Raw genomic sequence first — 21,520 nt, 5'->3', positions numbered from 1 at the left:
GGTCCCTGGGACGGCTGGTGGTTCGTGGGACCCGCCGACCACGGTGGTCGGCGGGTCGTCGGTGCGGGCGTAGGTCAGCACACCCGCCAGTAGGACTCGTTGCCCCAGCCGGCACGGGGAGCCGAGGCCGTGGAGGTGTAGCCGGGGCCGTGGGTGGCGCTGCGGACGGTGTAGGTGCCCACTGCGGTCGAACCGTGGCAGCGGGTGGAGTGGAAGTAGTCGGAGTACACGTACGAGGGGGTGAGCCCGTGGTACCAGATCCCACCGCCGACATGGGTGACCTCGCGCGCGGCGGCGACGCCGACCGCGCCGACGCCGATCCCCGCCCCGATGAGCACGGTCGCGACGGCCTTCTTCCATGTATTCATTTATCCCTCTCCGGGGCCGCCGCTGGCTGGGTCCTTTCTTCGGAGGCCCCGAGGGGAGAACCTACCCAGAGGGGAGCCGTCGATCAATGGCGTTCTTCGGGGAAAAACGTCTTTCCCCGGCGAGAGGGGAATGGTTGTGCCCTGACCAGTGCGTACTCGTGTTCCCGCAGGTCGCGGGGCATATTTTATGGTGTTCGCAGCTCAGGGGTCCGCGCGGTTCCCGCTTTATCGGATCGGATCTAATCGCGGGCCGTGGCCGATTTCGGCCCCGCCACCGCACCCTTTCCGAGCAGTTGCTCCACACTCAGCCCGCGCAGTGAGGCGTCCAACAGCCGTGCGGTGTGCGTCACCGCCACGGAGGCGCCCGCGCGTTCCATGGCCGCGGCGATCTGCAGCGTGCACCCCGGATTGCCGGACACCAGGACCGGGGCCCCGGTCGCCGCCACGCCCTGCGCCTTGCGGTCGCCCAGCTCCCGTGCGGGCTCCGGCTTGAGCAGGTTGTACACACCCGCCGACCCGCAGCAGATCTCCTTGTCCGGCAGGTCGGACACCCTCAGCCCGGGGATCGCGGCGAGCAGTTCGCGCGGAGCGCTCGTGACGCCCTGGCCGTGGGAGAGGTGGCAGGCGTCGTGGTAGGCCACGTGCAGCGGGAGCGGGTGCCGTTCGGCGCGCGGACCAAGCTCCACCAGGAACTCGGTGAGGTCCACGACCTTGGCGGAGAACGCCCGGCCGCGCCGCACCCACGCCGCGTCGGCACCGGCCTCGTCCAGCGTCCGGTCGACGTGCTTCATGCTGGAGCCGCACCCCGCCGAGTTGACGACGACGCGGTCCACGCCCTGGCGCTCGAACGCCTCCACGAGCCGCCGGGCGAACTCCGCCGACTCCGCCAGACGACCGGTGTGGCCCGACAGGGCACCGCAGCACCCCTGGTCGCGCGGGATCACGACATCGCAGCCCTCCATCGCCAGCACGCGGGCGGTCGCCGTGTTGACCTCGGGGAAGAAGGCGCCCTGGACACAGCCGACCAGCATGCCCACGCGGGCACGCGGGCGGCCGACCGCGGCCACGCGCTCGGGCAGCGGCGGCGGGGCGGCCGACAGGGGCGGCGCGACGCGCTCCATCGTGGCCAGCGTCGGGGCGAGCCGGTCCAGCAGTCCGGACCGCCGGACCAGCGACGACGCCCCGCTGGCCTGGTAGGCGCGCAGCGGCCCGCGCAGGAGCCGGAGCCTGCGCCGGTACGGGAACAGGGCGAAGATCGCGCCGCGCAGCAGCCGCTCGCCGCGGGGCCGCTCGTGCTCCTCCTCGACCGTGTGGCGGGTGTGCTCGATGAGCGCGTCGTAGGCCACCCCCGACGGACACGACGACACGCACGCCAGACAGCCCAGGCAGTTGTCGAAGTGTCCGACCGCCGTCTCGGTCAGGACGTCGTCGGTGTGCATCTGCGTCATGAGGTGGATGCGCCCGCGCGGTGAGTCCATCTCCTGGCCCCACAGGACGTGCGTGGGGCACGTGGGCAGGCAGAACCCGCAGTGGACGCAGTCGTCGAGCAGCGCGCCGAAGGGGCGCCGGCCCTCGTCCGCTCCAGAGGCCGGATGGTCGTTCACGGGGGGTCTCCTCGCTTGGTCGCCTGCTTGGTCGCCGTCAGATTCCGCCCGCGAACCGCCCGGGGGAGAGGCGGTGGCCGGGGTCGAAGGAGTCCTTGATCGCACGCATCAGGGGCAGTCCGGGAACCTCGCCCCACAGGTCCACGCCGGCCTCGTGCACGGCGGGCTCGGCGCGCAGCACCCTCACCGACCAGCCCGGCCGGGAGCGCCCCTGGGCCGCGACGGCCGCCACCGCGTCGGGGGGAGCGCCCGGCGGGAAGGCGGCGAAGAGCGCGCCCCTGGGCGCGGAGCCGGTGACGCGCACGGCGACGCCGAAGTCCCGCTCCGCCAGTGCGCCCAGCTCCGTGGCGGCGACCGGTGCCTCGGCGGGCGGCACGGTGACCAGTGCGAGGGTGCCGCGCTCGGGCAGCACGCCCCAGTCGTCGGGCAGTGTGTCGGTCACGGTGACTCCGTCGGGGGCACCGGTCGTTCGCGCCGTTCCGGACGTGCCGGGGCCTCCGGCGCGCCCGCCGCCGTCCAGCCCTCCACTGTCCGGCCGTTCACCGTCCTGCCGTCCGCCGTCCGTCCGCCCACCGTCCGCCCCTCCACCGGCGCCGGACAGCGCGCGGCGGACCTGGGCGACACGGCTGTCCATACCGCCCTCGGTGCCCTCCAGGACCACCGAGAGCCGCAGGGGCCCCGCGGCGGGCCGGTCGATCTCCACGGCCGAGGGCACCGCCGTGCCCGCCCGCAGTCCCGCCAGCGCCGACGCCGCCTCGGCCGCGTCGGCCACGGACGCGCCGACCAGACGCACGGCGGGCGGCAGGGGATGCAGCCGGAAGGCCACCGCCGCGATGACCCCGAGCGTGCCCAGCGCTCCGGTGTGCAGCTTGGCGAGGTCGTACCCCGCCACGTTCTTGACCACCCGGCCGCCGCTGCGGGCCACCACGCCGTCGGCGCGCACGACCGTCATGCCGATCACCAGGTCGCGCAGCGCCCCGGTGAGCAGACGGCGCGGGCCGCTCATCCCCGTCGCGAGCAGGCCGCCCACCGTGGCGTCCGCGCGCACGGGATCGTGGGACAGGCGCTGCCCGGCGGCGGCGAGCACCGCCGTCAGCTCGCGCATCGGGGTGCCCGCGCCGACCTCCACGACCAGGTCGCCGGCGTTGTGGTCGATCCACGACAGGCCGGTGGTGTCCACGAGCAGGTCCACCGTGCGCGGCGGGGCGCCCCAGTCGGCGGCGGTGCCGTGGCCGCGCGGAACCACCGTCAGGCCGTGGCGGGCGGCGGCCGCCATCACCCGGGCGAGTGCCGCGGTGTCGGCGGGCCGCGCGACCTGGGCGGGGACCAGCGCGGGCCCTGCGCCCTCCCCTGGCCCGGCCGCGTCCAACGCGTCCTCGGCGGTGCCCGCCCGAAGGTCGCAGCCCTCGACGACCAGGTCCTCAGCGAGTGCCACGCGGTCTCCCTACTCGTGTCGGCGGCCCGGCCCGGGCCTCAGAAGAGTTCCGCCCGCCCCGACTCCACCAGCGGGTGCTCGCCCCTGCGCACGCCCGACTGTTCGCCGCACAGGCGCGGGGTGGGCAGGAGCTTGTCGGGGTTGGCGATCCCCGCCGGGTCGAAGGCCCGGCGCAGCAGGTCGAAGGTCTCCAGGTCGTCGGGCCCGTACATGCGCGGCATCGTGCACACCTTGTCCACGCCCACGCCGTGCTCCCCGGTGATGGAGCCGCCGTGCTGGATGCACAGGTCGAGGATCGCGCCCGAGACCACCTCGGCGCGCGCTTCCGCACCCGGCTCGCCGTCGTCGAAGAGCACGAGCGGGTGCAGGTTGCCGTCGCCGGCGTGGAAGACGTTGGCGACGCTGATGCCGCTGGAGGCGGACAGGGCGGCGATGGCCCGCAGGACGTCGGGCAGGGCGGTGCGCGGGACGACGCCGTCCTGGACGATGTAGGCGGGGCTGATCCGGCCGACCGCGGCGAACGCGGACTTGCGCCCCTTCCAGATCAGGGCGCGCTCCCGGTCGTCCACGGCCGTGCGCGTCTCGAACGACCCGGCGCCGTGGCACAGGCGCTCCACCTCGGCCAGCTGGGCGTCGACCTCCGCGGCGGGGCCGTCCAGCTCCACGATGAGCACGGCGGCGGCGCCCTCGGGGTAGTCGCAGGCCACGGCCTCCTCGGCGGCCTCGATGGCCAGGGCGTCCATCATCTCCACGGCCGAGGGCAGGACCCCGGCGGCGATGATGTCGCTGACGGCGCGGCCCCCGGCGTCCATCGAGTGGAAGGCGGAGAGCAGCGTGACCGTCTTCTGCGGGGACCGGGTCAGCCCGACGGTGATCCGGGTGGCGATCCCCAGGGTGCCCTCGGAGCCGACGAACGCGCCGATGAGGTCGTAGCCGTGGGCGTCGGGGGACTTGCCGCCCAGGCGGACGAGGTCGCCGGAGGGCGTGACCACGTCCAGCCCGCGCACGTGGTTGACGGTGAACCCGTACTTCAGGCAGTGGGCGCCGCCGGAGTTCTCCGCGACGTTGCCGCCCACGGAGCACACCTGCTGGCTGGAGGGGTCGGGCGCGTAGTAGTAGCCGTGCGGCGCGGCGGCCCGGGTGATGTCGAGGTTGGCGACCCCGGGTTCGACCACGGCGCACTCGTTGTCCAGGTCGATCTCGATGATCCGGCGCATCCGCGAGGTGACCACCAGGACGCCCTCGGTGTGCGGAAGCGCTCCCGCCGAGAGCCCGGTGCCCGCGCCGCGGGGCACGAAGGGGACGCCGTGGTCGGAGCACAGGCGCAGGACGGCGGCGACCTGCTCGCCGGTCGTGGGCAGGACGACGACGCCGGGAAGGGAGCGGTGGTGGGTGAGGCCGTCGCTCTCGTAGACGCGGCGCTGGGAGGTGTCGGTGAGCACGCCGTCGGGGCCGCAGATCTCGCGCAGCCGGGGGACGAGCGCGTCCAGGGCCGGGGCCGCGACGCGTGCCGACTCGGACATGGGGGCCTTCCCTTCCGAGATTCCAGAGCGCAAGAAGCGCTTTCCGCTCTCCGGAGGTTCCTCGGAAGGACCGTACGACGGCGCCCCCTGCCGGGGCAAGGGGCGCCGCACGGGTGTCGCGCGGCGGTGGAACGCGCGCGAAGCCGGTGCTACGGCATGCGCTCGTAGGCCGGCAGGGTGAGGAAGTCGACGTAGTCGTCGGCGAGGGCGACCTCGGTGAAGAGCTCGCTGGCCTGCTGGTACAGGCCCTCGTCGAAGGCGTCGCCGAGGGCGCCGCGGATGGCGGCCAGCTCCTCGTCGATGATCTGCTTGATCAGCTCGGCCGTGACCTTCTCGCCGCCGTCGAGCGTGACGTCGTTGTGCAGCCACTGCCAGATCTGGGAGCGCGAGATCTCGGCGGTGGCGGCGTCCTCCATGAGGTTGTGGATGGCCACCGCGCCGTTGCCGCCCATCCACGTCGCCAGGTACTGCAGGGCGACGTTGATGTTGCCGCGCAGGCCGGCGAGGGTGACGCCGCCCTCGGTCTTGTCGACGGCGAGCAGGTCGGCGGCGGAGACCTCGACCTCCGGGCGCTTCTTGTCGATCTGGTTCGGGCGCTCGCCCAGGACGCCGTCGAAGATCTCCTTGGCGACCGGGACCAGGTCGGGGTGGGCGACCCAGGAGCCGTCGAAGCCGTCGCCCGACTCGCGGGACTTGTCGTCGCGGACCTTGGCGAAGGCCGTCTTGTTGACCTCGGCGTCCTTCCGGGAGGGGATGAACGCGGCCATGCCGCCGATGGCGTGCGCGCCGCGCTTGTGGCAGGTCTTGACCAGCAGCTCGGTGTAGGCGCGCATGAACGGCGCGGTCATGGTGACGGCGTTGCGCTCTGGCAGCAGGAAGCGGCGCCCGCGGGTGCGGTGGGTCTTGATGATGCTGAAGAGGTAGTCCCAGCGGCCCGCGTTGAGGCCCGCGGAGTGCTCACGCAGCTCGTAGAGGATCTCCTCCATCTCGAACGCGGCCGGGATGGTCTCGATCAGGCAGGTGGCGCGGATGGTGCCGCGGGGGATGCCCAGGCGCTCCTGCGCCAGGACGAAGATGTCGTTCCACAGCCGGGCTTCGAGGTGGCTCTCCATCTTGGGCAGGTAGAAGTACGGCCCCTTGCCCTTGTCGAGCTGGCGCTGGGCGCAGTGGAAGAAGTAGAGCGCGAAGTCGACGATGCCGCCGCTGGTGCGCTGCCCGTCGACCAGGACGTGCTTCTCGTCCAGGTGCCAGCCGCGCGGGCGCACGACGATGGTGGCGAGCTCGGAGTCGTCCTTGAGGGCGTAGGTCTTGCCCTGGGGCGAGGTGAAGTCGATGGCGCGGTCCAGCGCGTCGCGCAGGTTGAGCTGCCCGCCGATCATGTTCTCCCACAGCGGGGTGTTGGCGTCCTCGAAGTCGGCCAGCCACACCTTCGCGCCGGAGTTGAGCGCGTTGATGGTCATCTTGCGGTCCGTGGGACCGGTGATCTCGACGCGGCGGTCGGTGATGCCCGGGGCGGGGTCGGCGACCTTCCAGCCGTCGTCCTCGCGGATGTGCCGGGTCTCGGGGAGAAAGTCGAGGTCGGTCCCGGCCGAGACCTGGTCCTGGCGGGTCCGGCGCGCGGCGAGCAGTTCCTGGCGGCGCGCCTCGAAGGTGCGGTGGAGCTCGGCGACGAGGTCGAGGGCCTCCTCGGTCAGGATCTCGTCGAAGCGGTCGTGGAGAGGGCCGGTGATCTCGACCCCGTGTGTGGCGCCCATGGAAGACCTTCCGCAATACGAAAGTTGATTCTGGTATGTGGAAACGAAGCTACTATCTTGATGTCGAGCGGTCAACGTCACTCGCGGGTCACATGACCAGTTAGTTTCCTGTTCTGCGAAGCTTGCGCAAACTTCTCCTGGAAACTTCCGAGGTTTTTGAACGAACCCCCGTGTTCTGTGCGGTTCTGGTCCCGCACGGCACCGTGGCTCGCGTCACCCCTCCTGCGATAATCGAGGTGCCACGGTGACCGCGAGGTGCGACGATCGACCTCGTACCCATCGTCGCACCGGGAAGATCCGGAGCCCTGGACGCGTTGACCCACCTGGAGGGATATGAATACAGCTGACAACCACGGAACCGCCCAGCCCGGCCGCGAGGCCGTCGGCGAGGACGGGTTCCGTGAGGCGATCACCGCCACCGACGGGATCGACACCACCGGGGCCCCGGCCGCGGACCACGGCGGTGACGACCCGACCACCTCACCCGACCGGGGCGAGATGGAACTCGCCGAGCGCCACGCGCTCCGGCGCGTCCAGGGACTGTCCACCGAGCTCACCGACGTCACCGAGGTCGAGTACCGGAAGCTGCGCCTGGAACGCGTCGTCCTGATCGGAGTGTGGACCAACGGCACGCAGGCCGACGCCGACAACTCGCTGACCGAGCTCGCCGCCCTGGCCGAGACCGCGGGCGCCCTCGTCCTGGAGGGTCTGACGCAGCGCCGGTCCAAGCCCGACCCCGCCACCTACGTCGGCAAGGGCAAGGCCGCCGAACTCAGTGAGATCGTCATGGCCACCGGCGCCGACACCGTCATCTGCGACGGTGAACTCACCCCTGGCCAGCTGCGCCAGCTGGAGGACGTCGTCAAGGTCAAGGTGGTCGACCGGACCGCGCTGATCCTGGACATCTTCGCCCAGCACGCGCGCAGCAGCGAGGGCAAGGCCCAGGTCGAACTGGCCCAGCTCAGCTACCTCCTGCCGCGACTGCGCGGCTGGGGTGACTCGCTCTCCCGGCAGGCCGGCGGTTCCGGCGGCGGTGGAGCGGGCGGCGGTGTGGGCCTGCGCGGTCCCGGTGAGACCAAGATCGAGACCGACCGCCGGCGCATCAACGACAAGATGGCCAAGCTCCGGCGCCAGCTCGCGCACATGCGGACCGCGCGCGACGTCAAGCGCGACGTGCGCCGCACGCGCGACGTGCCCTCGGTGGCGATCGCCGGATACACCAACGCCGGGAAGTCCAGCCTGCTCAACCGCCTCACCGGAGCCGGGGTACTGGTGGAGAACGCCCTGTTCGCCACCCTCGACCCCACGGTCCGCCAGGCGCGTACGCCGGACGGCCGGGCGTTCACGCTCAGCGACACGGTCGGATTCGTCCGGCACCTGCCGCACCAGCTGGTGGAGGCGTTCCGCTCCACGCTGGAGGAGGTCGCGGACTCGGACCTGATCCTGCACGTGGTCGACGGGTCGCACCCCGACCCCGAGAGCCAGCTCCGGGCGGTCCACGAGGTGTTCGCCGACATCGAGGCCACGGACGTGCCCGAACTCCTCGTGGTCAACAAGGTCGACGCCGCCGACCCCGACCTGCTCAAGACTCTGCGGACGCGCTACCCCGACATCGTCGAGGTCTCCGCCCGCACCGGCGAGGGCGTGGCGGAACTGGTGGAGGCGCTCTCCGGGGCGCTGCCCGAGCTCGCGCACGAGGTGCACGCCGTGGTCCCGTACTCGCGGGGCGACCTCGTGGCCAAGGTGCACGAGGAGGGCCGCATCCTCAGCGAGGAGCACACCGGCGACGGCACCGCGATCCACGCGTTCGTGCCCGCACTGCTGGCCTCACGGCTGGAGGAGTACGTGCTCAGCACCGCCTGAGCAGGTCCGCTCCGGTCGGTCCACGGGCCGGGACGCCCACCGGGTGTCCCGGCCCGTTCTGTGTGCGCGGGCGGGGCTCACGTTCGCCGACGCGCGTGTCCGGCACGGATCGGGTGGCGAAAGGGCAGGTCACCGATGCCCGGGTGGCGTTCATCACTTTTGGTGGCTGTGAGTGTCGTTCCGGTTCGCTCGCATTCGTCGCGTGGCAGAGGTGTACACGGAGTCCGGGAATGGACTACGGTTTTGGAGCACTGGCCGAGAGTGGCCGCTGTCCCCCGACAGCCTCCCCCATCCACTGCGGCGGCATCGCGACGGCCCCGGCGGTCGCAGGGCCGGCGCCAGTCGGACCGCCGCAGACAATCGAGGAAGCCATGCCCTCCCGTCTCCCTCCCGTGATCCCTGGCGGAGAGCCCTCGGCTCCGGCCCCGTGCCCCCGCGCGCACCGCGCCCGGGTCCCGCATCCGCGCACGCGGATCTGAGCCGGCGAGGTCGGGACTGATTCCATGACGGTCGTACTGCTCACCAACATCGGTCGGCTGTGGACCGGGAACGAACTGCTGACGAAGGCGGCGCTCCTGATCCAGGGCGACCGCGTGGCCTGGGTGGGCCCCGCGGCCGAGCTTCCCCAACGCATCCCCGGCGTCGTGGACGACCTCACCGACGTCGACGAGGTCGTCAACATCGGCGGCGGCCTCATCACCCCGGGCCTGGTCGACGCCCACTGCCATCCGGTCTACGCGGGCGACCGCTACGCCGAGGTCAACATGTGGGCCAAGGGCGCCTCCAGGGGCGACATCTTCGCGGCGGGCGGCGGGGTCTCGACCACGGTCACCATCACGCGGGGGACCGACCCCTGGACCCTGTGCAACGCGGTGCGCGAGCGGCTGCGGCACTGGGTGCTGTCCGGCTGCACGACCCTGGAGGCCAAGACCGGCTACCACCTGACCAGGGACGGCGAGCTCGCCGACGTGCGGCTGCTGCGCTCCCTGGAGGAGGAGCCGGGCATGCCGCGCCTGCACGTCACGTTCTTCCCGGCGCACGGCGTGCCGCCCGAGTTCTTCGGCCGGCCCAAGGAGTACGTCAGCGCCGCGGCGTCCTGGCTCAGCGACGCCGCCCTGGCGGGCGCCGACGGCGTGGACGTGTACTGCGACAACCAGCAGTTCACCACCGAGGACGCCCAGATGCTGCTCGGCGTGGGCCAGTCCGTCGGCCTGCGCACCACGCTGCACGCGTGTTCGCGCCCGCGGCACGGGGCGGTGCGGATGGCCGCGGAACTGGGGTGCTCGTCGGTGGACCTGCTCCACGAGACCGACGAACAGGACATCCTCGCGCTGGCCGCCACTCGCACGCCCGTGGTGGCCTGTCCCACGACCTCGCTGCACGAACGGCGCATGCCGCCCGTGCGGTCCCTGCTCGACCACGGTGTGCCGGTCGGACTGGGCACCGACCACAATCCGGGCCAGTCGGGCGCGATGTCGATGCCGCTGGTGATCTCGCTGGCCGTGTCGATGTTCGAGATGACGGTGCAGGAGGCGCTCAGCGCCGCGACCGTGGGCAGTGCCCACGCCCTCGGGCTCAACGACCGGGGGCTGCTGGTACCGGGCAGCCTGGCCGACCTGGTCCAGTGGGACGCCGACCACGAGGGCGCCTTCGCCTGGTCCATGGGGCTGCACACGTTGCGCGTGTGGCAGGGCGGCCAGACCATCCGCTGAGGCGACCCGCGGGTTTCGTGTGCACCGCGTGTCCCGCTACCCAGCCGTGTGCGTTGTGTGTGCCGGGCTCGGCGGGGCTGGACACCCAGCAGGACCGGACGCAGTGAGACGCCCGCGTTCGGTCAGGCCGGACGCACGGCTGGTCCCGCTGGGTCGGCCTGTGCCTCGTGGTGCGTGTGTCGCTGGCTCAGCGGGTCCCGCGGGCGCGGGCGATCTCGATGACGGCGCGCTCCAGCGCGTACTCGGGATCGCGTCCGGCGCCCTTGATGAGGGCGTCGGTCTCGGCGACCACGCTCATCGCCCGGGTGATCCCCGCCGAACTCCAGCCGCGCGCCTGCTGGCGCAGCGTGCGCATCTTCCACGGCGGGACCTTGGCGCGCTTGGCCAGGTCCGCCTCGCTGGTGCCGCGCGGCGGCTGCGCGGCCACGGCGATGCCGCGGACGGCGCCGGCCAGGGCGCTGTTGATCAGCACGGGCGCGGTCCCCACCGACAGCGACCAGCGCAGCTGCTCCAGGGCCTCGGGGAGCCGCCCTTCGACGGCGCGGTCGGCGACGGTGAAACCGGAGGCCTCGGCCCTGCCCGAGTGGTAGCGCGCGACCGCGGCGGTGTCGACCCGGCCCTCGGTGTCGGCGATCAGCTGGGTGCAGGCGGCGGCGATCTCCCGCAGCTCGGTGCCGACCGCGTCCACCAGGGCCTGGGCGGCGTCGGGGGCGATCTGGCGTCCGGCGGCGGAGAACTCGCCCTTGACGAACGCGACGCGTTCGGGGCCCTTGCTCGGGCCCTTGCAGTCGACCCGCTGGGCCCCTGCCTTGGACGCGGCCTGGAGCAGGGCCTTGCCCTTGGCCCCGCCCGCGTGCGTGAGCACCAGGTAGACGTCGTCCGCGGGGGCCTTGAGGTAGTCGGTGACCGTCGCGGCCAGGTCCTTGGTGAGGTCCTGGGAGGAGCGGAGCACGACCACCCGGCGGTCACCGAACAGCGACGGCGAGGTGACCTCGACCAGGGTGTGCGTGCCGATCTGGGCCGGGACCAGGTCGTGCACGTCCACGCCGGGGTCAGACTCCCGGGCCGCCGCGACGACGGAGGCGACGGCCCGGTCGACGAGCAGCTCCTCGTCGCCGACGATGAGGGTGATCAGGGCGGGTGCAGGCATACACCGAGCATGCCACGATCCGGGGACCGTTCGGCCGCGCCGTGCGGATGATCCGGAAGGGCCGGACCGACAGCTCTGCGCGGCTCTCCGGGCGTCGAGAAATGGTCTGACCTGGTTCGGGCAAGCGATCGTCCGGAAATGGTGCTCAAGTTACACACCGGTAACTGTGTGTCTCATGAGAAGTTCTGTTACAGTGCATCGCGAAATCGGCACATAGAGCGACGTATGCATGCATACGCGTCCACAGCCTCCCCGACATGTGCTCCCAAGAGCCGCTCACCAGCGGACCCTTGGGGCCGGAAAAGGCCAGGCAGCGTTGAGGGAACTCGCATTCTCGATACTGTCGGACAGCCTCCGCACCCCTTCCCCCCGTCCTCGGGCAGCACGCCCGGGCGCGACAGGTGCCTTCAGCGGACGGTCGCCGTACAGCCACAGACCGCGCCCCGGACGAGGGGGCCGGACCGTCTTCACCCCGTCGGAGTGAGTTCTCCGGGAGCTTGACGGTCCCCGGACCGCCGGCTCCGCCAGAGCCCGAGGCACACCCGGCAGCGAAGACCTGAAGCCCGTTCGGCCCTCGGCGGTCCGTGCAGGGGCGAGCGCCCATGCCCGGACTCCGTGCCGTACCCCCACCGCGCTCCAGCGCCTCCCTCCGGTGCGTCCCCGCTACCCGAACACCTGGAACCGCCCTTGTCTCCCCGCCGCATCACCGAAGTCCCACTGCCCGACGAGTCGGTCATCGAGGCGGTCCGCGCGTCATGCGCGAGACTGCCCGCCGGATCCACCCGGCTCGCCGAGCGCTTCTACGAGAACCTCTTCGCCATGGCCCCCGACGTCCGGGCCATGTTCCCCGACGACCTGCGACCACAGCACAAGCGCATGGCCACCGCGCTGCTGGAGGTCGTCCGGCACCTCGACTCGCCGGACGACGTCGCCGGCTACCTGCAGGACCTGGGCGCGCAGCACCAGAGGGAGCTGAACGTCAAGCCCGAGCACTACCCGTTCGTCGGGCGCTCCCTGGTCCGTGCGGTCAGCGAGATCTCCCCGACCTGGTCGTCCTCGATGAGTTCGGCGTGGGTGCTGGTCTACGAGTGGATCACCGCCAACATGCTCGCCGGAGCGGAGCGGGCCGCTGAGCACGTGAACCCCCGGCGGCGGGCGCCCGGTACTCCGCAGGCCGTCCGGGAATCCGTCCCCTCCGGAGCGCCCGTCCACGGGAACGAGCGGGTGCCCGTCCCCTCCGGAGCGCCCGCCCACGGGAACGGGCCGACGCCCGCTCCTCCCGCCGCGGCCACCCACGGGGACCAGCAGGTGCCGGTTCCGTCGCGGGGTAACCCGCAGGCCCCCGCTCCCTCCGGCACGGCCGCCCCCGGGGAGCCGCCGCCTTCGGCACCGTCCGGTGTGCCCCCGCGCGCGAATCCGCGGACGCCCGCGCCCAGGCACACCTACGACGTCCCGCGACGCGACCGGGCCCACCGCCCGTCGCGCTGACCGGTCGGCCGACACCCCCATCCCGCCCACACCCCGTCGAAGGTACGTGCAGATGAATGAGACCGACCAGAACCGCGCGCCCGGCACCACGGGCGAGCGCCATGTCCAAGCGGTGACGGGAACGGGCGCACGCGCCGACCGGTTCTACCAGGACCAGATGCTGGACCGCCTCAACCCGCGGATGCGCGAGTTCATCGCGCGGCAGGAGATGCTGTTCATCGCCACCTCGGACGGCAGGGGCGAGTGCGACTCCAGCTTCCGGGCCGGACCGCCCGGCTTCGTCCACGTGGTAGACGACCAGACACTCGTCTACCCCGAGTACCGCGGCAACGGCGTGTTCGCCAGCGCGGGGAACATCATGGAGAACCCGCACATCGGGCTGATGTTCCTCGACTTCGAGCACGACCGTATCGGCCTGCACGTCAACGGCCGGGCCAAGCTCGTGGAGGACGACCACCTGCGGCCCCGCATCCACGGGCTGCCCCTGCCGGAGGTGCCCGGCCAGCGGGCGATGATGTGGACGATGATCCACGTCGAGGAGGCCTACATCCACTGCCGCAAGCACATCCCCCGTCTGCGCAAGGTCGGCAGGGACGAGGACTGGGGGACCGACGACACCCAGCGCAAGGGCGGCGACTTCTTCGGGGCCAAGGAGACCCCGTCCCCGTGGAGCGCCCCGCACGACCTCCTCTCGGGCCACTACTCGTCCACCTGACCCGGTCCGTGCCCGGAGGCGGTTCACGGCGTCGACCGGGGGCCGCGTGTGACCACCAGGGGCACACCGGACCCGGTCCCGTCGAGCACGGCCACGTCGCCGTCGCGGTCGGTGCGCAGGTTCACCCGCGCCGACCGCTCCAGCCGGTTCCAGGTGGAGGCGGCCGGGTGGCCGTACGGGTTGTCGGCGCCCACCGACGTCACCGCGACCACGGGAGCGGTGGCGTCCAGGAACGCGGGATCCTGCGTCGCGGCGCCGTGGTGGGGCGTCGTGAGCACGGTCACCGCCAGCAGCCCGGCGTCCGGCCCGTTGACCAGGAATCTCTGTGCCTCCTCCTCGACATCGCCGGTCAGCAGGACCGAGAGCGCCGGCCCGTCCGCGCGGGCCACCACCGAGGCGTTGTTCAGCGTCCCGGAGTACCCCGGTTCGGGCCACAGCACCCGCAACAGCCACGGGCCCACCCGCAGCGACCGGCCCCGCGCGGCGGCCAGCAGATCGATCCCCTCCTCCTTCAGCAGTCGCCCGGTCGCCGAGTCCGCGAACCCCTCGGGTGCCAGCGCCGTGTGCACCCGACGGTGGCGCAGCACACCCGGTGTGCCGTCCACGTGGTCGGCGTGGTCGTGGCTGAGCACGAGCAGCGGAACGTCGCGCACCCCCAACCGGCCCAGACAGTCGTCGATCAGGTCCGGGTCGTCCCCCGTGTCGGCCACCACAGCGGTGCCCGGAGCCACCGACAGCACGAACGCGTCGCCCTGCCCCACGTCGCACGCCACCAGCGCCCAGCCCGACGGCGGCCAGCCGCCGGGCAGGCAGCGCGCGGCCAGCCCCAGGACCAGGAAAGCCACCACGCCCGCCGCGATCACGCGTCTGGCCCGCCCGCGCGTGAGCAGCAGGACCACCACCAGCCCGGCCAGGAGCAGGCCCCCGGCCACGTCCGACCGCCACGGCAAGGCTCCATAGGGGACTCCCGCCCCCACCTCGGCCACCGCCGCGAGCCACGCCGCCCCCCAGCCGGGCGGGTACACCGCCACCGCCGCGCCTCCCTCCCAGACCACGCCGAGCACCGCGACCACGGCGCCGCAGACGGTCACCAGGGCGACCACCGGCGCCGCGAGCACGTTGGCCGGGACCGTCACCCACGACACCTCGCCCGACAACAGCACCAGAACCGGGGCGACGGCCACGTGCGCCGCCGCCGCGACCGCGCAGGCCTCGGCCAGCGGCAGCGGCAACCGGCGCGACCACGATCTCGTCCACGGCGGCGCCAGCAGCACGATGCCCGCCGTGGCCAGGACCGACAGCGCGAAACCGTACGAGTCGGCCAGCCCGGGCGCCACGAACAGCACACCGACCACGGTGACGTTCAGCGCGCCCAGCGCCGCGTGCGGCCGTCCGGCGGCCAGTGCCAGCAGCCCGAGGGAGCCCATCACCGCCGCGCGCACCACACTCGGCTCGGGGCGGCAGACCAGCACGAACACCCAGATCATCACCGCGCCGCCCACCACCGACGCCCACGGGGGAGCCCGCACCAACCGGGCCACCGCCAGCACGAACCCGGTGAGGATCGCCAGATTGGCTCCGGACACGGTCAACAGGTGCGTCATCCCGGTCGCCCGGAAGTCGTCGGCGGTCTGCGGCCGCAGCTCGGACACGTCGCCGACGATTAGCGCGGGCAGGAGCCCGCGTTCGGGCTGGTCGAGCTCGGCGGCGGCCCGACGCAATCCGGCGCGCACGTCGCCGGCCAGCGCCTGGGACCGGCTCGGTTCCACCACGTGCTCCGGCGGGCCGCGCACGAGCACGAGCGCGGCCGTCAGGGGATCGTCGGGGGCCGCCACGAAACGGCCGCCGACCCGGAACTCCTGGCCGGGCAGGAGCCCCTCCCAGCCCTCTCCGGAGGCCAGGACCACCACCGGCGCCCGCGCGCCGTGCTGTCGCCCGACGTCGTCCACCCACGAGGTACGCGCCTGGACCACCCATTCCGGACGCCCGGGGCGCGGTGTCCCCGCCCGCGCCCGCGGATCCGCGGTCACGACGCCGGTGAACTCCACCGGCCGCCCGTGCTCGACCGCCTCCGCGGCGGCGCTGGAGGCCACACGGTGCACATGGACACCGGTGACCGCCGCCACGGTCGCGGCACAGGCCAGCACGGCGGCTCCGGTGAGGGCGAGCACCTCCCAGGGCGGCCGGGCCACGACGTACACGCCGACCGCCGCGCAGCCCGCGGCCGCGGCGAAGGACCACGACACCCACGCTGGCACCGCCAGGGCGGCCAGCGCCGTCAGCCAGGCCGACACCGCCGGTGCCAGCAGGCGCAGGTCCGGCGGCCGGTCCCAGCCGTCGGCGTCCGTCCCGAGCCACGTCGTCACGGTCGGCTCACCCCACCGTGATGAGGGGCGTGATGTCCGCCAGGACCGAGTCGCCGATCTTGCTCACGTCGCGCAGGTCCTCGATCTGGACGAAGGGGCCGTGTTCCTCGCGGTGGGCGATGATGTTGGCCGCGATGACCTCGCCGATCCCGGGGAGGGTCTCCAGGGTGGCGGCGTCGGCCTGGTTGACGTTGACCAGCGACCCGGCCGCGGTGCCCTCTGGATCGGGCGGGCCGACCACGATCTGTTCGCCGTCCGTCAGCGGGCGCGCCAGATTGAGCCGGTCGAGATCGGCCTCCGGCAGCGGGCCGCCCGCCGCTTCCACGGCGTCGGAGACCCGTGACCCGGGCTCCAGGGTGTAGAGCCCGGGCTCGGCGACGTCCCCGCTCACGTGGACGATGACGTCCCCGCCCGGAGCCGTGCTCGATTCCGGGGCGGGACCGGTCGCCGCCTGTACGGCCGTGTCCGGCTCGATGGTCTGCGGCCGGTCCCGCAGTGCCATGAGCGTCGCTCCCACGGCGAGCAGGCCGAGGACCGTCAGAGCCAGGACGGCCCGCCGCGACAGTGCCGCGTGGGCGGTCCACCGCCGGGTCCAGCGCTCCAGGAGGGATTCGTCGGGATCGAACTCGGTGTACCCGGACGGCGGCCTCGCCGCCCCGCCCACCGAAGACCCGCGCTCCGCTCGGGAGGGCCTCCGCGGTTCCGCGTCGGCGTCGGGGAGCCGAGGACCGTCCTCCGGTGGAGCAGGGACCGACCCGGCACCGTCCTCGGCCCGGGATGGGGTGTCCGTGCCCCACCGCGGCCCGCGTGCGTGCCCGGTCCGGCTGTTCGGTCCTGTGCCGACGTTCGATGTGTGTGGTGGTCGCCCTGACGCGGGGTCGTGGTGTGGGGGCGGTGTCGTCGAAGGCGAGCGGGCCGGTCGGGTGTCGCCGCCGTGAGGGGGTGGAGCTACCGGTGCCTGACCGGCGACCACGGGAGCGTGCGGGTGCGGGCTTCGCCCGTCCGGGCCTGTGGTGGGGTTCCGCTCCTGCCGCGTCGATGGGGTATCCACGCGGGCGTGCGCCCGACTCCGCCCGTCCGGGCCTGTGGTGGGATCGCGCTCTTGCGGCGGCGATGGGGCGTCCACCCGGGCGTGCGGCCGACTCCGCCCGTCGGGGACCGTTGGGCGGGGGCCGGGATCATGGCCTCGCCAGGCACGGGCGGGGCCGTGGCCCCTGACCTGCCGGGGACCGGACCAGACACGGGCGGGACCCTGGCCTCCGGTCTGCCGGGGGCCGGGCCGGGCGGCTCGCGAACGGGCGTCGCGGTGGCTCTGGGCCGGACGAAGGCGTTCGGTGGGAACCGCGTCCGGGTCGGGTTCCACCACGGGCACCAGACGGGTGCGCTGGACGGTGGTCTCCAGCGCGTCCTCGTCCGCGCTGTCAACGGTGAGCGCACTGTCCGCGCCATCCGTACCATCCGCGCCGTCAACGGTGACCGCGGTGCCCCCGGGGTCCGGGGTGTCCGCGCCGTCCACGGGCGGGCCGTAGGGCGCGTCGGCCGTGTCGAGCGCGTACGGTGCCCGCGGGATCGGTGGGGGCGGGGCGGCGGCCCCGGTCGGTCGGGGGACCCGGGCGTGCAGGCGCCGTGCGGCGGGGGAGTCCGCCAGCCCGAGCGCACGGAGCCGGTCCTGAGGTGCGGGGGAGTGTGGGCGCCGACGGCGGTGAAGGGTCATGAACGCAACGGTAAGGAAGCCTCAACGCTGTGTCATCAGACGATCTCCGCCTGTGGATAACTCCGCCGGACAGCGAAGGACCCGGCCCGGTGTGCACCACCGGGCCGGGTCCTAGGAGCCTGGATCAGGCAGCGGGCTGCAGCTCGTGCAGGCGCTTGGCGATCGCGGACTTGCGGTTCGCGGCCTGGTTCTTGTGGATGACGCCCTTGCTGTGCGCCTTGTCCAGCAGTCGCGCGGCGTCGCGCTGGGCGACGGTGGCCTTCTCGACGTCCCCGGCCTCGGCAGCCTCACGGAACTTGCGGATGGCCGTCTTCAGCTGGGAGCGCACCGCCTGGTTGCGGATACGAGCCTTCTCGTTCTGCTTGATGCGCTTCTTCTGCGACTTGATGTTCGCCATGCGAAAACGTGCTCCAGTTGATCAGATCTGCGCGTCGGTCGAACAGGCGGCTCATCTCGCGGGCAGCCGTTCCGCGAGAGGCCGGCGTGGGCGCCGACGCTGGGTGTGAGAGACCACGGGATCCCGTGGAAGTCCGAGACACGGACTTCCAGTATGCCCCACCGAGACACCACTTCGCGCATCTCACGTCAGCAGCCAGCCGGCGCGATAGGCCGCGAGGTCGTCCGCGTCCGCCTCGTCGGCCACGTAGAACGCCACACCGACGGTCATCGATTCCGGGGGCTCCGCGCCGGTCATGCCCAGGCGGATCCCGGCCAGGGCGGTCTCCGGCGACTCGTGCTCCTCGCCCCCGCCCCACGCGGGGCTGTCGTAGGTGGGCAGACCGAACCGCACGGTCACCTCCTCGCGTGTACTCAGCGCGGCCACGGCCTCGTTCACCTGCCGGACCATGAAACCGCCGTACAGCGCCTCGCCCGGCATCCCCGCGTCCACACCCGGCAGGACGACCTCGTCCGCTTCCCCGGTCACGCGGTCCAGGTACCCCTTCGACCAGTACTTCTCCTCGCGCTCGACCACGAACGACGGCATCCGCCCGCCCGGCAGCAGCTCCACGTGCTGGGCCTGCACCGACAGCACCGGGTCCTCGCCCAGCTCCTCGCGGACCATCGACACCAGCTCCGGCACCGACGGGTCGTTCACGGTGACCGGACGCACCTCCAGGTGCACGCCCGCGAACCCGTCGCCCGCCACCTCCGCCGCCTCGGACGCCAGCGCCTCCCGGGCGTCCTCTCCGAACCGGTCCTGGACCAGCGACGACCCCGTCCGCACGTGCCGCAGCCACGCCAGCGGGCGCACGTCCGGGTACTCGTCGCCCAGCCACGCCAGCAGCGCGTCGGTGTCTGCCACCCGGCTGACGCCGCCCTCGTCGCCGATGTCGCCCGCGTACACGTACACCGTGTCGACACCACCGGTGTCCAGGACCGCGGCCAGGGCGTCGGTGTCCTCCCACGACCCGACCCACGCGGCGTCGGCGCCCTGGGACACCGCCCACGGGGCGGGGTCGCCCGAGTACTGGTAGGCGAGCAGCGCACCCGCTCCCACCAGCACGACCACGACCGCGGCCACACCCGCCAGCACCCGCGTGAACAGCCACTTCACCGGCTCACTCCCTCCACGGCCGCGGACCCCGCGCCTCGCGCCGCGGCGGCCCGTTCCCGGTCCCAGGTCGCATAATCTGGGCACGGGACCGGATGTCCGCGGACCGCTCCCGGTGATCCACCGGCAGCGGCGAAGGCCGTGGGGGACCGGTCCCGGTCCCGCGTCCGTGCCCATACTGCCGCACGGAGGGCGGCGGTCCCCCGGAGAGGGCGCCCCGCCATCGTGGGATGATGGACGATGCCGTAGGCCCCGGCCGCGGCGGGACGGCGCGGATCTCGCGCGCGACCCCGACCCCAACCTGTGAACGGAGCACGGTGGCACAGCCGAACTGGACCGATCCCGCGCTGATCCGCAACTTCTGCATCATCGCGCACATCGACCATGGCAAGTCGACGCTGGCCGACCGGATGCTCCAGATCACCGGGGTCGTCGAGGACCGACAGATGCGCGCCCAGTACCTGGACCGCATGGACATCGAGCGCGAGCGCGGCATCACCATCAAGTCGCAGGCCGTGCGCATCCCCTTCACCGCGCTCGACGACACCACCTACACGCTCAACCTCATCGACACCCCCGGCCACGTGGACTTCACCTACGAGGTGTCGCGCTCCCTGGCCGCCTGTGAGGGTGCGATCCTGCTGGTCGACGCCGCGCAGGGCATCGAGGCGCAGACCCTCGCCAACCTGTACATGGCGCTGGAGAACGACCTCACGATCATCCCGGTGCTCAACAAGATCGACCTTCCGGCGGCCCAGCCGGAGAAGTACGCCGAGGAGCTCGCCGGGATCATCGGCTGTGAGCCCTCCGACGTGCTCAAGGTCAGCGCCAAGACCGGCGAGGGCGTCGAGGACCTGCTGAACGAGATCGTCACGCAGATGACGCCGCCCATCGGCGACGCGGACGCGCCCGCCCGCGCGATGATCTTCGACTCGGTCTACGACACCTACCGCGGCGTCGTCACCTACGTCCGCGTGATCGACGGCAAGCTCAGCCCCCGCGAGCGCATCCAGATGATGTCCACCAGGGCCTCCCACGAGATCCTGGAGATCGGCGTCAGCTCGCCCGAGCCCACCAAGTGCGGCGGCCTGGGCGTCGGCGAGGTCGGCTACATCATCACGGGCGTCAAGGACGTGCGCCAGTCCAAGGTCGGTGACACCATCACCGCCCTGAACCGGCCGGCCACCGACATGCTGGAGGGCTACCAGGAGCCCAAGCCCATGGTGTTCTCGGGCCTGTACCCGATCGAGGGCACCGACTACCCGGTCCTGCGCGACGCGCTGGAGAAGCTCCAGCTCAACGACGCCTCACTGGTCTTCGAACCGGAGACCTCGGCTGCCCTGGGCTTCGGCTTCCGCTGCGGCTTCCTCGGCCTGCTGCACCTGGAGATCACCCGGGCCCGCCTGGAGCGCGAGTTCAACCTCGACCTCATCTCCACGGCGCCCAACGTGATCTACCGGGTGGACATGGAGGACGGCACCGAGCACGTGGTGACCAACCCCAGCGAGTTCCCCGCAGGGAAGATCGCGGCCATCTACGAGCCGGTGGTCAAGGCCACGGTGCTCAGCCCCTCGGAGTTCATCGGCCAGATCATGGAGCTGTGCCAGGACCGGCGCGGCGAGCTGCACGGCATGGACTACCTGTCCGAGGACCGGGTGGAGATGCGCTACACGCTCCCCATGGCCGAGATCGTCTTCGACTTCTTCGACCACCTCAAGTCCCGCACCAAGGGCTACGCCTCGCTGGACTACGAGCCCAAGGGCGAGGTGGCGGCCGACCTGGTCAAGGTGGACATCCTGCTGCAGGGCGAGCCGGTGGACGCCTTCTCGGCCATCGTGCACAAGGAGAAGTCCTACGCCTACGGCGTGGCGATGACCAAGAAGCTGCGCGAACTCATCCCGCGCCAGCAGTTCGAGGTGCCCGTCCAGGCCGCCATCGGTGCCCGGGTCATCGCCCGAGAGAACATCCGCGCCATCCGCAAGGACGTGCTCGCCAAGTGCTACGGCGGCGACATCAGCCGTAAGCGCAAGCTGCTGGAGAAGCAGAAGGAGGGCAAGAAGCGGATGAAGATGGTCGGGCGGGTCGAGGTGCCCCAGGAGGCCTTCATCTCCGCGCTGTCCACCGACAGCGGTGGCGAGGACAAGAAGAAGAAGTAGTGGTGGTTCGGGGCGCTTGACTCGGGGCGCTTGACTCGGGGCGCTTCACGCCGGGTCCTTCGTCGTCGCTACTGCCTGGCTCGTTCCTCGCTGGCGGCAGAGACTCCTCCTGCAGGCACC

15 protein-coding genes are annotated in these 21,520 nt (G+C 72.3%); 5 read left to right on the top strand and 10 right to left on the bottom strand.

Annotation, left to right across the window (positions count from 1 at the left end; translation table 11 throughout):
* Positions 1 to 74: 74 nt before the first annotated feature.
* The 5 genes from ADL05_RS00395 to aceB all read right to left on the bottom strand — a co-directional run bounded on the left by ADL05_RS00395 (position 75) and on the right by aceB (position 6,684).
* Complete coding sequence (locus tag ADL05_RS00395) at positions 75 to 368, bottom strand: lactococcin 972 family bacteriocin (RefSeq protein ID WP_053614806.1); 294 nt, start codon at positions 366 to 368, stop codon at positions 75 to 77.
* 239 nt (positions 369 to 607) lie between these two features.
* Complete coding sequence (locus tag ADL05_RS00390; RefSeq protein ID WP_053614805.1) at positions 608 to 1,972, bottom strand: (Fe-S)-binding protein; 1,365 nt, start codon at positions 1,970 to 1,972, stop codon at positions 608 to 610.
* Positions 1,973 to 2,009: 37 nt separating this feature from the next.
* Positions 2,010 to 3,407, bottom strand: a complete 1,398-nt coding sequence (locus ADL05_RS00385) for an FAD-binding oxidoreductase (protein WP_053614804.1) — start codon at positions 3,405 to 3,407, stop codon at positions 2,010 to 2,012.
* Positions 3,408 to 3,445: 38 nt separating this feature from the next.
* Positions 3,446 to 4,930 carry an FAD-linked oxidase C-terminal domain-containing protein gene (locus ADL05_RS00380; protein WP_053614803.1) on the bottom strand — a complete coding sequence of 495 codons (1,485 nt, stop codon included), beginning with the start codon at positions 4,928 to 4,930 and terminating at the stop codon, positions 3,446 to 3,448.
* Between the two features lie 149 nt (positions 4,931 to 5,079).
* Positions 5,080 to 6,684, bottom strand: coding sequence for a malate synthase A (aceB, locus tag ADL05_RS00375; RefSeq protein WP_053614802.1), 1,605 nt, complete (start codon positions 6,682 to 6,684; stop codon positions 5,080 to 5,082).
* Between the two features lie 333 nt (positions 6,685 to 7,017).
* On the opposite strand from aceB, the gene hflX reads away from it, so the two are divergent.
* Positions 7,018 to 8,547 (top strand): GTPase HflX, encoded by a 1,530-nt coding sequence (gene hflX / locus ADL05_RS00370; RefSeq protein WP_053614801.1) that lies wholly within the window; start codon positions 7,018 to 7,020, stop codon positions 8,545 to 8,547.
* 503 nt (positions 8,548 to 9,050) lie between these two features.
* Entirely contained in the window at positions 9,051 to 10,259 is a 1,209-nt protein-coding gene (locus tag ADL05_RS00365; RefSeq protein ID WP_053614800.1) for an amidohydrolase family protein, read from the top strand.
* A gap of 187 nt (positions 10,260 to 10,446) precedes the next feature.
* Here ADL05_RS00365 and holA read toward each other — a convergent pair whose 3' ends face one another.
* Positions 10,447 to 11,409, bottom strand: coding sequence for a DNA polymerase III subunit delta (gene holA / locus ADL05_RS00360; protein ID WP_053614799.1), 963 nt, complete (start codon positions 11,407 to 11,409; stop codon positions 10,447 to 10,449).
* A 687-nt stretch (positions 11,410 to 12,096) separates the two neighbouring features.
* On the opposite strand from holA, the gene ADL05_RS29175 reads away from it, so the two are divergent.
* Positions 12,097 to 12,897 carry a globin domain-containing protein gene (locus ADL05_RS29175; protein ID WP_082375989.1) on the top strand — a complete coding sequence of 267 codons (801 nt, stop codon included), beginning with the start codon at positions 12,097 to 12,099 and terminating at the stop codon, positions 12,895 to 12,897.
* A gap of 52 nt (positions 12,898 to 12,949) precedes the next feature.
* Positions 12,950 to 13,612, top strand: coding sequence for a pyridoxamine 5'-phosphate oxidase family protein (locus ADL05_RS00350; protein ID WP_053614798.1), 663 nt, complete (start codon positions 12,950 to 12,952; stop codon positions 13,610 to 13,612).
* Between the two features lie 23 nt (positions 13,613 to 13,635).
* On the opposite strand, the gene ADL05_RS00345 is transcribed toward ADL05_RS00350, so the two are convergent.
* The 4 genes from ADL05_RS00345 to ADL05_RS00330 form a co-directional block, all read right to left on the bottom strand.
* Positions 13,636 to 15,978 carry a ComEC/Rec2 family competence protein gene (locus ADL05_RS00345; RefSeq protein WP_053614797.1) on the bottom strand — a complete coding sequence of 781 codons (2,343 nt, stop codon included), beginning with the start codon at positions 15,976 to 15,978 and terminating at the stop codon, positions 13,636 to 13,638.
* A 7-nt stretch (positions 15,979 to 15,985) separates the two neighbouring features.
* Positions 15,986 to 16,642: a ComEA family DNA-binding protein gene (locus ADL05_RS31450; protein WP_053614796.1), complete on the bottom strand. Its 657-nt coding sequence runs from the start codon at positions 16,640 to 16,642 to the stop codon at positions 15,986 to 15,988.
* A gap of 1,174 nt (positions 16,643 to 17,816) precedes the next feature.
* Positions 17,817 to 18,089 carry a 30S ribosomal protein S20 gene (gene rpsT, locus ADL05_RS00335; RefSeq protein ID WP_053614795.1) on the bottom strand — a complete coding sequence of 91 codons (273 nt, stop codon included), beginning with the start codon at positions 18,087 to 18,089 and terminating at the stop codon, positions 17,817 to 17,819.
* Between the two features lie 183 nt (positions 18,090 to 18,272).
* Complete coding sequence (locus tag ADL05_RS00330) at positions 18,273 to 19,247, bottom strand: hypothetical protein (protein ID WP_053614794.1); 975 nt, start codon at positions 19,245 to 19,247, stop codon at positions 18,273 to 18,275.
* 314 nt (positions 19,248 to 19,561) lie between these two features.
* On the opposite strand from ADL05_RS00330, the gene lepA reads away from it, so the two are divergent.
* The gene (gene lepA / locus ADL05_RS00325; RefSeq protein WP_053614793.1) at positions 19,562 to 21,400 is read left to right on the top strand and encodes a translation elongation factor 4; all 1,839 of its coding nucleotides are present in this window, start codon (positions 19,562 to 19,564) and stop codon (positions 21,398 to 21,400) included.
* Positions 21,401 to 21,520: the final 120 nt, after the last annotated feature.

The organism is Nocardiopsis sp. NRRL B-16309, assembly GCF_001279585.1.
Lineage (GTDB): Bacteria > Actinomycetota > Actinomycetes > Streptosporangiales > Streptosporangiaceae > Nocardiopsis.
The sequence above is the reverse complement of the archived record's forward strand: the minus strand, read 5'-3'. Positions and strand labels throughout refer to the sequence as shown.